Source organism: Chromobacterium sp. IRSSSOUMB001 (assembly GCF_023507765.1).
Lineage (GTDB): Bacteria > Pseudomonadota > Gammaproteobacteria > Burkholderiales > Chromobacteriaceae > Chromobacterium > Chromobacterium haemolyticum.
The window spans coordinates 67,486-79,784 of sequence record NZ_JALCYU010000001.1; the positions used below are offsets into that span (position 1 = coordinate 67,486).

Below are 12,299 nucleotides of genomic sequence, written 5' to 3' on the forward strand. Positions count from 1 at the left end.
GCGCGGCCCGGGGCCGGGCCGGCGCGCTTTAGAGCCTGTTTACGATCTGCTGCGCGTCGTGAGACGTTGCACGGTGAGTACGACTTCAGAATGCTCATGTACCATATGTACATTCCGCTTCTTCAGCCGTTTTCGCCTGGTCTCGCTCTAGCTCGCAAGATCGTAAACAGACTCTTAGGCCTCGATTTCTATCAGGGTGGGATTGGCGGCGGCGGCAGCCTGTTCCAGCGCCTGGCGCAGCAGCGGTTCCGGGGTGCCCAGCGCCAGGGTTTCGGCGCGCCAGCCGTAGGCGCGGGCCAGCGCCGGGAAGTCCGGGGTGTAGAGGTCCACGCCCAGCGGTTCCATCTTGGCGGCGCGCATCGCGCTTTTGATTTCGCCGTAGCCGCGGTTATTGAGCAGCAGCACGATCAGGCGGGCGCGGGTTTCCATCGCGGTGCCCATTTCCGCCAGGGTGAACTGGAAGCCGCCGTCGCCCGCCAGGCACAGCACCGGCCGCTCCGGTTCGGCCAGCGCGGCGCCGATGGCGGCGGGCAGGCCGTAACCCAGCGCGCCGAAGCCCACGGAGGCGTTGAACCAGCTGTTGCCGCGCGGCGCGCAAAAGCCCAGGTTGCCGGCGTAGACTAGGCGGGTGGAGTCTCCCACCCAGCGCGCTTGCGGCAGGATGTCGCGCACGCGGTGCAGCCAGGCCAGGTCGGCGGCGTTTTCCGGTTCCATTTCGGCGGCGGCCAGGCGGCGGGCGGCGTCGGCGCGCTCCGCGCCCTGGCGGGCGGCGTTAGTCAGCCGCAGCGTCAGCAGTTGCAGGGTTTCTTTGGCGTCGCCCAGCAGTGGTAGATCCGCGCCGCGGCCTCGGCAGAGTTGTTCCGGGTCGATGTCGACGCGGATCAGCGCGCCGGGAAGGCGGAAGCCGCCGTCCACGTACATGTCGAAATCGGTGGGCCCCAGTTCGCAGCCCACGGCCAGCACCACGTCGCTGGCGGCGATCAGGCGGCGCGCGGCCGGCAGCGAGGGGCTGCAGGACAGCGCCAGCGGGTGGCCGTTCGGCAGCGCGCCGCGCGCGTTGATGGTCATCAGCGCCGGCGCGTCCAGCATTTCCGCCAGCCGGGTTAGTTGCGGCGCGGCCTGGCGCGCGCCGCCGCCTATCAGCAGCAGCGGCTGCTCCGCGCTGGACAGCAGGCGGGCGGCGCGGTCGATGGCGGCGGGGGCGGCCGGCCCGCGCAACAGCCGCATTACCGGCGCTTGCGGCGGCGGCAGGCCGTCGGCGGGCGCGGCCATCAGGTCCAGCGGGATTTCAATGTGCACCGGGCGCGGGCGGGCGCCGTCGAACACGGCGAAGGCGCGCGCCAGCACTTGCGGTAGTTCCGCCGCCGCGGTCAGGGTGTGGCTGAAGGCGGCGACTTGGCTGGCCAGCGCGTGCTGGTCCGGCAGTTCGTGCAGGTGGCCGTCGCCGGAGCCCAGCTTGCCGCGCGCGTTGACGCCAGAGATCACCAGCAGCGGGATGGAGTCGGCGTAGGCCTGGCCCATGGCGGTGGCGATATTGGTGAGGCCGGGGCCGGTGATGACGAAGCAGACGCCGGGTTTGCCGCTGACGCGGGCGTAGCCGTCGGCCATGAAGCCCAGGCTTTGTTCGTGGCGGGCGGCGATGTGGCGGATGCCGCTGCCGGCCAGGCCGCGGTAGAGCTCGATGGTGTGGACGCCGGGGATGCCGAACACGGTGTCGACGCCGTAAGCCGCCAGCCAGGCGGTGAGGTAGCTGCCCAGGGTGGCGTTCATGCGGATTCCTTTTGTCTTGGCGCGGCGGCGCGCAGTTGGCCGGCGAAGCGGGCGATGCGGCGGCAGGCTTCGGCCAGGCGTTCGTCGTCCACCACCAGACCCAGGCGGATGAAGCCGGCGGCGGTGGGGCCGAAGGCGGCGGCGTCCAGCACGGAGACGCCGGTGGTTTCAAACAGTTTCCAGGCGAAATCCCCGGCTTCCAGGCCGCAGCCGCGCACGTCCAGCAGCAGGAACATGCCGGCTTCCGGCAGCGGGCATTGCAGGCCGTCCACGCCGCTGAGCAGGCTGTGGGCCAGATCGCGCCGGCGCTGGTACAGCGCGCGGACGGGTTCGACGAAGGCGTCGTAGTCTTGCAGCGCCAGCAGCGCGGCTTGCTGGATGAAGCCGGGGATGCCGTAGAGCATGCACAGCGCCAGCGTGCCCATGTGCTGGATCAGCGGGCGCGGGCCGGCGGCCCAGCCCAGCCGCCAGCCGGCCATGGCGTGGGATTTGGACAGGCTGCCCAGGGTCAGCGTGCGTTCCGCCATGCCGGGCAGCGCGGCGATGCTGTGGTGCGGGGCTTCGAAACTGAGGCCGGCGTAGACTTCGTCGGCCACCACCCACAGGTCGTGGCGGCGGGCCAGCGCGGCCACCGCGGACAGTTCGTCCGGGCGCAGCGCCGCGCCGGTGGGGTTGCAGGGGGTGGCGAGGAAGATGGCGCGGCTGCGCGGGGTGACGGCGGCTTCCAGCGCGGCCAGGTCCAGGTGGAAGCCGTCCGCGGGTTTGACGGGCACCGGGACCAGCGCGGCGCCGCTGGCGCGGATGCTGGCTTCGTAGGTCAGGTACATGGGCTCCGGCACCAGCACTTCGTCGCCGGCCTGGCACAGGCAGAGCGCGGCGGAGAACAGGCCGTTTTGCGCGCCGGCCACCACGATGACGTTGTCGGCGTCCATGTCCAGGCCGGTGGCGGCGGCGTGGCGGCGGGCGATGGCGGCGCGCAGGTCGGCGCGGCCGTCCACCGGGCTGTAGTGGGTGTCGCCGTCGCGCAGCGCGGCCACCGCGCGTTCAATGATGGGGGCCGGGGTGGCGAACTCCGGATCGCCCACGCTGAGGATGATGACGTCCTCGCCGCGGGCGGCGGCTTGTTGCGCCGCAAAGTGGATGTTCCAGGCATCGACGCGTTCGCCGGCGATGCGTTCGACCAGGGGGGAAAAGCGCATGGGGGTCTCCGTAATAATGGGATAGCGCGGTATCAGAAGGCGGTGCGGACTGGCAGTCTCTTTTCCAGTCGCAGGAAGACGCGTTCTATCAGCCAGGCCAGCGCGAAATAGATCAGCGCCACGGTCAGCAGCGGTTCGTAGGTACGCAGGGTTTGCGCGCGCACCAGGTTGGCGGCGCCCAGCACGTCCATCACCGCCACGGTGGAGGCCAGCGCGGTGGATTTGAGCAGCAGCACGGTTTCTCCGGCCAGGGACGGCAGCAGGATCAGCAGCGCGCGCGGCAGCCAGATGCGCCGCGCCGTGGTCAGCCGCGACATGCCCAGCGCGCGGGCGGCTTCCAGTTCGCCCTTGGGCACGGCGGCCAGGCCGCCGCGCACCACTTCGCCCACATAGCCGGCCACGCTCAGCGCCAGCGCCAGCGCCACGTACCAGAAGCCTTCGCGCAGGTAAGGCCACAGCAGGCTGTCGCGCAGCGCCGGAAAGCCGGCGAACAGGCTGCCCAGGCCGTAGTAGAGCACGTAGATCTGCACCAGCAGCGGGGTGCCGCGGATCAGGTTGGTGAAGGACAGGCTGAGCCAGGCCAGGAAGGGCTGGCGGGACAGCCGGGCAAAGCCCACCGCCACCGCCAGCGCGAAGCCCAGGCCGCCGGAGAGCAGCAGGAGTTGCACGGTGACGGCGATGCCGCGCCAGAGCATGGGGCCGTAGTCTTGCAGCCATTGGAAGTTCATGCGGGTCTCCCGTTCACAGCGCCGGTTGCCAGCGGCGGAAGCGGCGTTCAATCAGGCTGAAGCCGGCGTTGGACAGCAGGGTCATCAATAGGTAGATGGCGGCCACGGTCAGGTAGAACAGCAGGTACTGGCGGGTGGAGCCGGCGGCCTGCTTGGTGGTGAACAGCAGTTCGCTGTAGCCCACCACGCTGATCAGCGCGCTGTCCTTGATCAGCACCAGCCACAGATTGGCCAAGCCGGCCAGCGCGTAGGGCATCATCTCCGGCAGGATCACTCGGCGCGCGGTCAGCCAGCGGCCGCAGCCGAAGGCGCGCGCGGCCTCGATGTGGCCGTGCGGTATCGCCTGCACCGCGCCGCGCATGATTTCCGCCGCGTAAGCGCCTTGCACGATGCCCAGCACCACGATGGCGGCGGCAAAGCCGTTCACTTCCACCTGCGGCTGGCCCAGCAGCGCCGCCAGCGCGTTGATGGCGTCGCCGCCGGCGTAGTAGAGCAGCAGGATGAGCAGCAGCTCCGGCAGCGAGCGGCATACGCTGGTGTAGGCGTTGGCCAGCCGTTTGAGCAGCGGGTGGCCGCCCAGTTTGACCAGCGCAGTGGCCAGGCCTATCACCAGGCCGAGCGCGAAAGCCCCCAGCGAGATTTCCAGCGTGACCACGGCGCCTTGCAGCAGGGCGGGGCCCCAGTCGCGGACTACGGCGTCGTAGGCTTGTTGCAGTGCATCCAGCATATAGGCTCTCCCTGGGGCGGCGCGGGCTGGCGGGGCGCTGTCACTTGGCGTCCGGCGAGATGTTGACCTTGAAGTATTTCTTCTGGATGGCGTCGAAGCTGCCGTCGGCGCGCAGTTGCAGGATGGCCTGGTCGAACTGCTGCTTGAGCGCGGTGTCGGCCTTGCGCAGGCCGGCGCCTATGCCGGGGCCGAACAGCGGGTCCTTGGGCGCCAGGCCCTTGGATTCCAGCCCGGAACCGTCCTTGCCGCCGAGGAAATCGCTGGCGGCCAGCGCGTCCAGCAGCATCAGGTCCACGCGGCCGGCGACGAGGTCGGCATTCAGTTCGTCCTGGGTGTTGTAGTAACGGATGACGGAGCCGACGCCGTAGTATTTCTTCAGGAAGTTGGCGTTGGTGGTGGCGGATTGCACGCCCAGGGTCTTGCCCTTGAGGCCGGCCGGGCTGAGCACGGTTTTCTGGCCCTTGGGGCCGACGAACTCGGAGGCGGTGTAGTAGTAGGGCAGGCTGAAGGCGATGACTTTTTCCCGCTCCGGGGTGATGGACATGGAGTTGAAGATCACGTCTATCTTCTTGCTGTTGAGCGCGGGGATGATGCCGTCCCAGGACACTTCGGCGATCTGACAGTTTTGCTTGAGGCGCTGGCACAGCTTGCGCACCAGTTCCACTTCAAAGCCGCTCCACTGGCCGTTGCTCTGCTTGATGGTGAACGGCGGGTAAGGTTCGGCGGCGATGCCGATGCGCAGCGGGTTGGCGGCCGCCGCGGCGGCACAGCACAGGACGGCGAAGGCGGCGATGAGGGTGCGGAGTGGCTTCATGGGGTTTCTCCCTGGGGTGTCAGGCGTTGACAAACTGGCGGCAGCGTTCGCTGCGCGGCGCGGCGAAAACCTGTTCCGGCGAACCGGCTTCTTCGATGCGGCCCTGATGCAGGAACAGCACCTTGCTGGACACTTCGCGGGCGAAGGCCATTTCGTGGGTGACCAGCAGCATGGTGCAGCCTTCCTCGGCCAACTGGCGGATCACCCGCAGCACTTCGCCCACCCGTTCCGGGTCCAGCGCGGAGGTGGGTTCGTCGAACAGCATCACCGCCGGCCGGGTGGCCAGCGCGCGGGCAATGGCCACCCGTTGTTGCTGGCCGCCGGACAAGAAGGCCGGATAGGCCTGGCGCTTGTCCGCCATGCCCACTTTCTCCAGCAGCGCCTCGGCCAGCGCCACCGCTTCGGCGCGCGGCTGGCGCAAGACGCGTATCGGCACCTCGATCAGGTTTTCCAGCACCGTCATGTGCGGCCACAGGTTGAAGTTCTGGAACACCATGCCCAGCCGCGTGCGCAGCCGGTCCACCTGGCGCGGGTCGGCCGGCGCGCGCTGGCCGCGTTTGTCGGTGCGCAGGGCGATTTCCTCGCCGGCGATCAGCACCCGGCCGTCGTCAGGAACTTCCAGCAGGTTGAGACAGCGCAGCAGGGTGCTTTTGCCGGAGCCGCTGGCGCCGATCAGCGACACCACTTCGCCGGCGGAGGCGGCGAAGGAGACGCCGTCCAGCACGACTTGGCTGTCGAAGCGCTTGCGCAGGTTTTCCACCGCGACGATGGGCGTGGGAGGTGGGTGGATGGTGGGGGTGGGGTGATGCATGGGCTCTCCTCCTTGCGGCTGTGGCAGCCTGCTGTTGTTGTCAGCCGCACCTTGGTGCGACCGTGTTAGGAGTGGCAACATCCATGCCAGCGGGCCTGTTTTTTAATTGCATGAATTTAAAAGGGTTTTGCGCTTGCTCGTGGCGACAAAAACCGTCAATACTGCAACTATTCATAAAAACGCCAAATTTTTGGCACCCGTGCTTGAAGCAGCTAAGAACCTGTTTCCGATCTCGCGAGCTAAGGCGAGACAAGGCGAAAACGGCTGAGAAAGCGGAATGTACAGGTGGTACATGAGCATTTCGAAGATGTTTTCAACGCCGTATCGCCGACGCGCAGCAGATCGGAAACAGGTTCTCAAGGGGAAGGGGGAGACATGGATGCAGACCTAAGCCAAGGCATTGCGCTGTTTGGCGATTTCTTCGACGCGATCGGCCTGTCGGTGGCCATCATCGACCAGGATGGACGCTACGCCTATTACAACCAGGAGTGCTCGCAGCTGGACGACTACACTGCCGAGCAGGCGCTGGGGACTTATCTGCTGGAGCTGTACCCGGAGCTGGACGAGAACAGCAGCACGCTGTTGCAGGCGCTGCGGCAGGGCCGCAGCTATCGCAATCATTACCAGCGTTACCGCAACCCCAGGGGCAAGGCGGTGCACCAGGTGCACACCACGCTGCCGCTGAAGCGCGCCGACGGCCGCATCGTCGGCGCGGTGGAGTTGTCCCGCGATCTGGCCGTGGTCAGCCCGCTGCATCAGGCGCTGGTGGACTTGCAGCAGGGCGTGGCGGAGGAGGGCGACGGCGGGCTGACCGGCATCATCACCGACGACGCGGCGATGAAGCAGCTGATCCATCAGGGCCGGCGGCTGGCCCGCGCCGACGTGCAGGTGTTGATCCACGGGGAAACCGGCACCGGCAAGGAGTTGTTCGCCCGGCTGCTGCACCAGGAGGGGCCGCGCGCCGAGCGCCCCTTCGTGGTGCTCAATTGCGCGGCGCTGCCGGAGCCGCTGTTTGAAAGCACCTTGTTCGGCACCGTGCGCGGCGCCTTCACCGGGGCCGAGGACCGGCGCGGGGTGCTGGAATCCGCCCACGGCGGCACCCTGTTTCTGGACGAGATCAACTCGCTGCCGCTGTCCATCCAGGGCAAGCTGCTGCGCGCCTTGCAGGAGGGCACCTTCAGTCGGGTGGGCTCCAGTGCCGAGGTGCGCGTGGATGTGCGGGTGGTGGCCGCCAGCAACGAGTCGCCGCAGCGGATGCTGGACGAGCGCAAGATCCGGCCGGACCTGCTGTACCGGCTGAACGTGGGCAGCCTGGCGGTGCCGCCGCTGCGCGAGCGGCTGCGGGACATCCCGCTGCTGGCGCAGTCCTTTTTACGCAAGCACGGCAAGGTCACCGGCCACCGCGTGCAGCGCATCAGCCACGCGGTGATGGAGCGGATGCTGCGCTATCACTGGCCGGGCAATGTGCGCATGCTGGAGAACGTGCTGCTGCGCAGCCTGATCCTGTGCGAGGGTGGGGACGAACTGGACTTCCTGTTGTTGGAGGAGGAGGGCGAGGCGGCGCAGCGGCGCGCGGAAGAGCGCCGGCCGCCGGCCGCGCCACCGCTGGACGCGGAGGGCACGCTGGAGCAGCGGATGGCGCGCTATGAGCGCCGGCTGCTGGTGGACTGCCTGGAGGGCTGCGCCAATCTGACCGAGGCGGCGCGCCGGCTGGGCCTGCCGCGCGCCACCTTGCAGTACAAGTTGAAGAAACACGGGATACAGCTGGCGCGCACGGTGTTGGGGTGAGCGGGGCGGGGCATGGCGTCCCTCGCAGCTGAGTAGCGGGTAGAGAGCGAGATCGCTTGGCTGTCGATCAAATAACCCCAGGGTTATTGACGGGCCAGTCGTAGAAGCTAGAATAAGCTCTGGCCGATAGTCTGCTCAAATGTCTTGCGTGCAAGAGCGCGACAAGGTGAAAACAAAAGCAGAATGTAGAAATGCTACATGAGCATTCTGAAGCTGTTCTCACCGTACTGTGTTTACGAGGCGCAGCAGATCGTAAACAGACTCTAAGCGTAGGGGCGACGCCGTGACCAGCAAAGAAGTCATCAGCATGATAGAGGCCGACGGCTGGTATCTGGTTGCCGCCAAGGGAAGCCATCAACAGTTCAAACACCCGATCAAGACCGGCCGGGTGACGGTGCCTCACCCCAAGAAGGACATACCGATAGGCACACTGAACAGCATCAAGAAACAAGCGGGTCTCAAGTAAGGAACCATTATGTACTACCCGATTGCAGTTGAACCCGGTGATGACCAACATGCCTATGGCGTCATCGTGCCGGATCTACCCGGCTGCTTTTCCGCCGGGGACACTCTGGATGAGGCCATCCGAAATGCCCGCGAAGCCATTGAGCTACATCTGGAAGGGCTGGTGGAAGACCTGGACGTTATCCCTCTGGCCAGCAGTGCGCAGGCTCATGTCGGTAAACCCGAGTTTGCCGGCCATCTCTGGGCGCTGGTGGATGTGGACATCACTCGCTATCTGGGTAAAGCGACCAAGATCAATGTCACGTTGCCGGCCAACCTTCTGCACCGTATCGATGAATATGTCGCTTCCCACCCGGAATATGATAGCCGCAGCGGTTTCCTGGCCAAGACCGCGCTAGAAAAGCTGTTGTGTCGGCCGTAAAAGTGGTTAATTTTGCTGTTTGACCATGGATGTGCCGCGTCGCACTCAGCCTCTTAAGAACCCGTTTACGATCTGCTGCGCGTCGTGAGGCGTTGCATGGTGAGGACGAGCTCAAAATGCTCATGTACCACTTGTACACTCCGCTTCTTCAGCCGCAACGCCTTGTCTCGCCTTAGCCCGCGAGATCGTGAACAGGCTCTTAGGCCTGCTAACAAAACCGCGCAGCGTAGCTGAGTCAAGGCGCGCCGACGCAGAAAACGAAGTTTCTGCGAAGCTACAGTACAAGTGGTACGGCCAGGAGGCGCAACGCAGGATCAGGGGTTTTGTTAGCTGGCCTTAGTTACAAATCCAGCACCAGCGGCCCGCTCCCCGCCGCCCGCGACACGCAGATCATGATGCGCTCCTGGCGCTCCGTCTCGCTCAGGTATTGGTCGCGGTGCTCGGCGTTGCCGGCCAGCAGCCTGGTTTCACAGCTGCCGCAATAACCTTCCCGACATAGGCAGTCCGGCCGCAGCGCGGTCTGCCGCTCTATCGCCGCCAGAATGGATTCCTCTGCGCCCACCCGCACCCGCAGGCCGGAGCGGACCAGCTCCACTTCGAAACTAGCGCCCTCCGCCGTCGCGTCGGCGCTGAAGCGCTCATAGTGCAGCCGGCCGGCGGGTAAGCGTCGCACGCAGGCGTCCGCCGTTGCCGCGATCAGCCGTTCCGGCCCGCAGACGTATACCTGGCTGTCCGCTGGCGCGGCGGCGATCAAGGCGTCCAGGTCCAGCCTGCGTCCGGCTCGGCTCTCGTACAGGTGGACTCTGGCGTCGCCTCGTTCGCTTCGGTTGGCCAGTTGGGCGGCGAAGGCGGCGCTGGCGGCGTCGCGGAAGGCGTAGTGCAACTGGTAGTGGGCGTCATTGCCCAGCGCCGCCATATGGGCGATGAAGGGGGTGATGCCGATGCCGCCGGCGATGAACAGCCGCGGGCCGGGAGCGGCGGCCAGCGGAAAGCGGTTGGCCGGAGCCTGCACGCGCAGGCGGCTGCCCGGCTTCAGCGCGTGCAGATAGCTTGAGCCGCCGCGCGAATCCGGCTCGCGCTTGACCGCGATGCGGTAGACCCCGCCGCCGGGGTCCAGCAGCGAGTAGGCCGCCGGCCGGCCCGGAGGCGGCATGTCCACCACAATGTGGCTGCCGGACGGACAAGGCGGGGCCGGGCCGTCCAGCGGCCGCAGGGTGAAGGCTTTGACTCCGGCGGCCACGTCTTCGATGGCGCAGACTTCGGTGACGATGGCGGACATGCGCGGCGCTCCGGTTCAGCCGCGGTAAGCGGCGGCCACCATCTGGTGGAAATAGGCGATGCCGTGTTCGCTGATGCCGCTGCGCTGGCTGTCCGCCATGATGCGGCCCTGGCCGCGGTAGCCGCGAGATTGCAGCCCGCGCTGCACGCTTTCCACCAGCCGCAGGTCTTCGGGGCGGAATTCGTCGCGCGCCCAGTTGACGAAGCGGCGTTGCTCCTCGTTCAAATCCTGATTGAGGAAGAGAATGTCGTAATGCTGGACGGTGACGCCGGCGGATTCCGGAAACTCGTAGATCACCGTCATCGCCGCGTCGCCGGGCACCACATTGAACATCACGCCGGGCCACAGCCAGTAGCCGTTGAAGGCCTGGTTGGCGGCCTCTCCGTCAAAGGCGTAGCTGCTGTCGCTGGATTGGGCGGCGCCGCGCTGCAAGGTCCAGCGGCCGTGGAAGCTGTGGGTGTAGCCCTCGGTGGACACCGATTGCGAGAAGCTGGGGTGGGCCGGCGCGCAGTGGTAGCACTCCATATAGTTGTCGACGATGACTTTCCAGTTGGCCGGGGTGGTGGTGACCACGCGTTCGGCTACTTTCAAGTCCGCCACTTGCGGGCACACTTGCATGAAGTGCTCTTGCAGGCCGGCGTATTCGACGTGAATGTCCGGCGCGTCCGGGTCCATGTTGACGAAGACGAAGCCGCAGTATTCGGCCACCCGCAGCGGGCTCAGATGGTTTCCGGCCCGGTCGAAGTCCGCCACTTGCTCGCAGTTGCGCGCGTGCGCCAGCTGGCCGTCCAGCTTGAAGGCCCAAGCGTGGTAGGGACAGGTGATCACATTCTTGGCTTGGCCGCTGCCGCTGAGCAACTCGTGGCCGCGATGCGGACAGACGTTGTAGAAGGCGCGCAGCGCGCCGTCGCGGTCGCGCAGCAGTAGGATGTTTTCGCCTATCACCCGACGGGTGACGTAATCGTTGGGCCGGGCCAGCTCGCTGCCGTGGCACAGGCATAGCCAAGACTTGGCGAAGATCTGTTCTTTTTCGTACTGGAACACTTCGTCGGCGGTGTAGCAGCGCGCCGGCAGGGTGTGAGCACGGTCGATGTCGCTGCAGAAATCGGCGGGCAGTTGCGGCGCGGCGGGCGGGAACTGGACGGCGGCGTACTGTTGCATGGCGGGGCTCCTTCAAAAGCCTGCGAGTGGGGGAGAGCTGTCGATGATTTAACGGCCTGCCGGCGGCGGCGGAGTGGATGGCGGCGACGCTTACTTTTCATTGCGCGACAATTTGGCATTGACGTGAACCGGGCGCTCGCGCTTATGCTGGGCTTTGAACTGGGAGGGAGGGCACGGTGGACGAATACCATTTTCTGTTATTGCCGGAGTTTTCCTTCATCGGCTTTGCCGCCTTGATGGAACCCTTCCGCATCGCCAACCGTTTTCAGCCCGGCGCCAGCCGCTGGCGATTGCTGTCCGTGGACGGCCAGGCGGTGGCGGCCAGCAACGGCATCGCGTTGATGGTGGACGGCGCGCTGGCGGAGGCCGGGCCGTGCACCTGTCTGTTCGTGGTCAGCAGCTTCCATCCGCTGCGCCATTACACGCCGGAGCTGGGCGCGGCGCTGCGACGGCTGGAGCGCGGGGGAGCGACCCTGGGGGCGATAGACACCGGCTGCTTCATCCTGGCCGAGGCCGGCCTGCTGCGCGGCGAAACGGTGACGCTGCACTGGGAAGCGATTCCGGCCTTCCGGGAACGCTACCCGCAGGTGACGGCCAGCCAGGAGCTGTTCCTGACCGAGAAGCGGCCCACCTCCGCCGGCGCGGTGGCCGGGCTGGACTTGGCGTTGGCCTTGCTGGCGCGACGCCACGGCCGCGAGCTGGCGCTGGCGGTGTCCGAACAACTGGTGCAGGGCCAGATGCGCAGTCCGTCCGAGCATCAGCGCCTGCAAGTGGCCAGCCGCTATCAGGTGCACAACAAGAAGCTGGCGCAGGCGATACGACTGATGGAGGAGCAACTGGAGGACCCGTGGCCGCCGGAGGAACTGGCCGCGCGCTGCGGCGCCACCCGCCGCCAGCTGGAGCGCTTGTTCCGCGCCCATCTCAAGGCCTCGCCGGCGGAGTTCTACCGCGCGCTGAGGCTGGACCGCGCCCGCTGGCTGCTGCGCCAGACGGAGCTAAGCGTGGTGGAGATCAGCGTGGCCTGCGGCTTTGAGTCTCCGTCCTATTTTTCCCGCGCTTACCGCAAGCGTTTTGGACGTAGTCCGAGGGAAGATCGCGAGGACCGCAGCGGCGCCTGAGGACCTGTTCTCCGCGGT

At 66.7% G+C, this 12,299-nt stretch carries 12 protein-coding genes; 4 read left to right on the forward strand and 8 right to left on the reverse strand.

What is annotated here, in order from left to right:
* Positions 1–174 precede the first annotated feature (174 nt).
* The 6 genes from MOV80_RS00335 to MOV80_RS00360 are packed head-to-tail and all read right to left on the reverse strand — an operon-like array spanning position 175 to position 6,049.
* Positions 175–1,770, reverse strand: a complete 1,596-nt coding sequence (locus tag MOV80_RS00335) for a 5-guanidino-2-oxopentanoate decarboxylase (protein WP_249604743.1) — start codon at positions 1,768–1,770, stop codon at positions 175–177.
* Positions 1,767–2,969, reverse strand: a complete 1,203-nt coding sequence (locus MOV80_RS00340; RefSeq protein ID WP_249604744.1) for an aminotransferase class I/II-fold pyridoxal phosphate-dependent enzyme — start codon at positions 2,967–2,969, stop codon at positions 1,767–1,769. The genes MOV80_RS00335 and MOV80_RS00340 overlap by 4 nt, the downstream gene beginning before the upstream one ends.
* Before the next feature lie 32 nt (positions 2,970–3,001).
* Positions 3,002–3,697 carry an ABC transporter permease subunit gene (locus MOV80_RS00345; protein ID WP_048414643.1) on the reverse strand — a complete coding sequence of 232 codons (696 nt, stop codon included), beginning with the start codon at positions 3,695–3,697 and terminating at the stop codon, positions 3,002–3,004.
* A 13-nt stretch (positions 3,698–3,710) separates the two neighbouring features.
* Positions 3,711–4,424: an ABC transporter permease subunit gene (locus tag MOV80_RS00350; RefSeq protein WP_019101254.1), complete on the reverse strand. Its 714-nt coding sequence runs from the start codon at positions 4,422–4,424 to the stop codon at positions 3,711–3,713.
* Between the two features lie 40 nt (positions 4,425–4,464).
* Positions 4,465–5,238 (reverse strand): transporter substrate-binding domain-containing protein, encoded by a 774-nt coding sequence (locus MOV80_RS00355; protein ID WP_249604745.1) that lies wholly within the window; start codon positions 5,236–5,238, stop codon positions 4,465–4,467.
* A gap of 19 nt (positions 5,239–5,257) precedes the next feature.
* The gene (locus MOV80_RS00360; RefSeq protein ID WP_249604746.1) at positions 5,258–6,049 is read right to left on the reverse strand and encodes an ATP-binding cassette domain-containing protein; all 792 of its coding nucleotides are present in this window, start codon (positions 6,047–6,049) and stop codon (positions 5,258–5,260) included.
* A 375-nt stretch (positions 6,050–6,424) separates the two neighbouring features.
* Between MOV80_RS00360 and MOV80_RS00365 the strand changes: the two genes are divergently transcribed.
* The 3 genes from MOV80_RS00365 (at position 6,425) to MOV80_RS00375 (ending at position 8,723) form a co-directional block, all read left to right on the forward strand.
* On the forward strand, positions 6,425–7,837 hold the full coding sequence (locus tag MOV80_RS00365; protein WP_249604747.1) for a sigma 54-interacting transcriptional regulator: 1,413 nt from the start codon (positions 6,425–6,427) through the stop codon (positions 7,835–7,837).
* Positions 7,838–8,120: 283 nt separating this feature from the next.
* Positions 8,121–8,303, forward strand: coding sequence for a type II toxin-antitoxin system HicA family toxin (locus MOV80_RS00370; protein WP_043634155.1), 183 nt, complete (start codon positions 8,121–8,123; stop codon positions 8,301–8,303).
* Between the two features lie 9 nt (positions 8,304–8,312).
* On the forward strand, positions 8,313–8,723 hold the full coding sequence (locus tag MOV80_RS00375) for a type II toxin-antitoxin system HicB family antitoxin (protein ID WP_107731681.1): 411 nt from the start codon (positions 8,313–8,315) through the stop codon (positions 8,721–8,723).
* Between the two features lie 340 nt (positions 8,724–9,063).
* On the opposite strand, the gene MOV80_RS00380 is transcribed toward MOV80_RS00375, so the two are convergent.
* Together MOV80_RS00380 and MOV80_RS00385 are read right to left on the reverse strand one after the other, a co-directional pair.
* Positions 9,064–10,002, reverse strand: coding sequence for a PDR/VanB family oxidoreductase (locus MOV80_RS00380; RefSeq protein WP_107731682.1), 939 nt, complete (start codon positions 10,000–10,002; stop codon positions 9,064–9,066).
* A 15-nt stretch (positions 10,003–10,017) separates the two neighbouring features.
* Positions 10,018–11,163, reverse strand: a complete 1,146-nt coding sequence (locus MOV80_RS00385) for an aromatic ring-hydroxylating dioxygenase subunit alpha (RefSeq protein WP_107731683.1) — start codon at positions 11,161–11,163, stop codon at positions 10,018–10,020.
* A gap of 176 nt (positions 11,164–11,339) precedes the next feature.
* On the opposite strand from MOV80_RS00385, the gene MOV80_RS00390 reads away from it, so the two are divergent.
* Positions 11,340–12,281 (forward strand): GlxA family transcriptional regulator, encoded by a 942-nt coding sequence (locus MOV80_RS00390; protein WP_240314972.1) that lies wholly within the window; start codon positions 11,340–11,342, stop codon positions 12,279–12,281.
* Positions 12,282–12,299 lie beyond the last annotated feature (18 nt).

What these genes read in the sequence shown, in the direction of transcription:
- MOV80_RS00335 (WP_249604743.1), bottom strand. Translation starts at nt 1,770, where the DNA reads ATGAACGCCACCCTGGGCAGCTACCTCACCGCCTGGCTGGCGGCTTAC.
- MOV80_RS00340 (WP_249604744.1), bottom strand. Translation starts at nt 2,969, where the DNA reads ATGCGCTTTTCCCCCCTGGTCGAACGCATCGCCGGCGAACGCGTCGAT.
- MOV80_RS00345 (WP_048414643.1), bottom strand. Translation starts at nt 3,697, where the DNA reads ATGAACTTCCAATGGCTGCAAGACTACGGCCCCATGCTCTGGCGCGGC.
- MOV80_RS00350 (WP_019101254.1), bottom strand. Translation starts at nt 4,424, where the DNA reads ATGCTGGATGCACTGCAACAAGCCTACGACGCCGTAGTCCGCGACTGG.
- MOV80_RS00355 (WP_249604745.1), bottom strand. Translation starts at nt 5,238, where the DNA reads ATGAAGCCACTCCGCACCCTCATCGCCGCCTTCGCCGTCCTGTGCTGT.
- MOV80_RS00360 (WP_249604746.1), bottom strand. Translation starts at nt 6,049, where the DNA reads ATGCATCACCCCACCCCCACCATCCACCCACCTCCCACGCCCATCGTC.
- MOV80_RS00365 (WP_249604747.1), top strand. Translation starts at nt 6,425, where the DNA reads ATGGATGCAGACCTAAGCCAAGGCATTGCGCTGTTTGGCGATTTCTTC.
- MOV80_RS00375 (WP_107731681.1), top strand. Translation starts at nt 8,313, where the DNA reads ATGTACTACCCGATTGCAGTTGAACCCGGTGATGACCAACATGCCTAT.
- MOV80_RS00380 (WP_107731682.1), bottom strand. Translation starts at nt 10,002, where the DNA reads ATGTCCGCCATCGTCACCGAAGTCTGCGCCATCGAAGACGTGGCCGCC.
- MOV80_RS00385 (WP_107731683.1), bottom strand. Translation starts at nt 11,163, where the DNA reads ATGCAACAGTACGCCGCCGTCCAGTTCCCGCCCGCCGCGCCGCAACTG.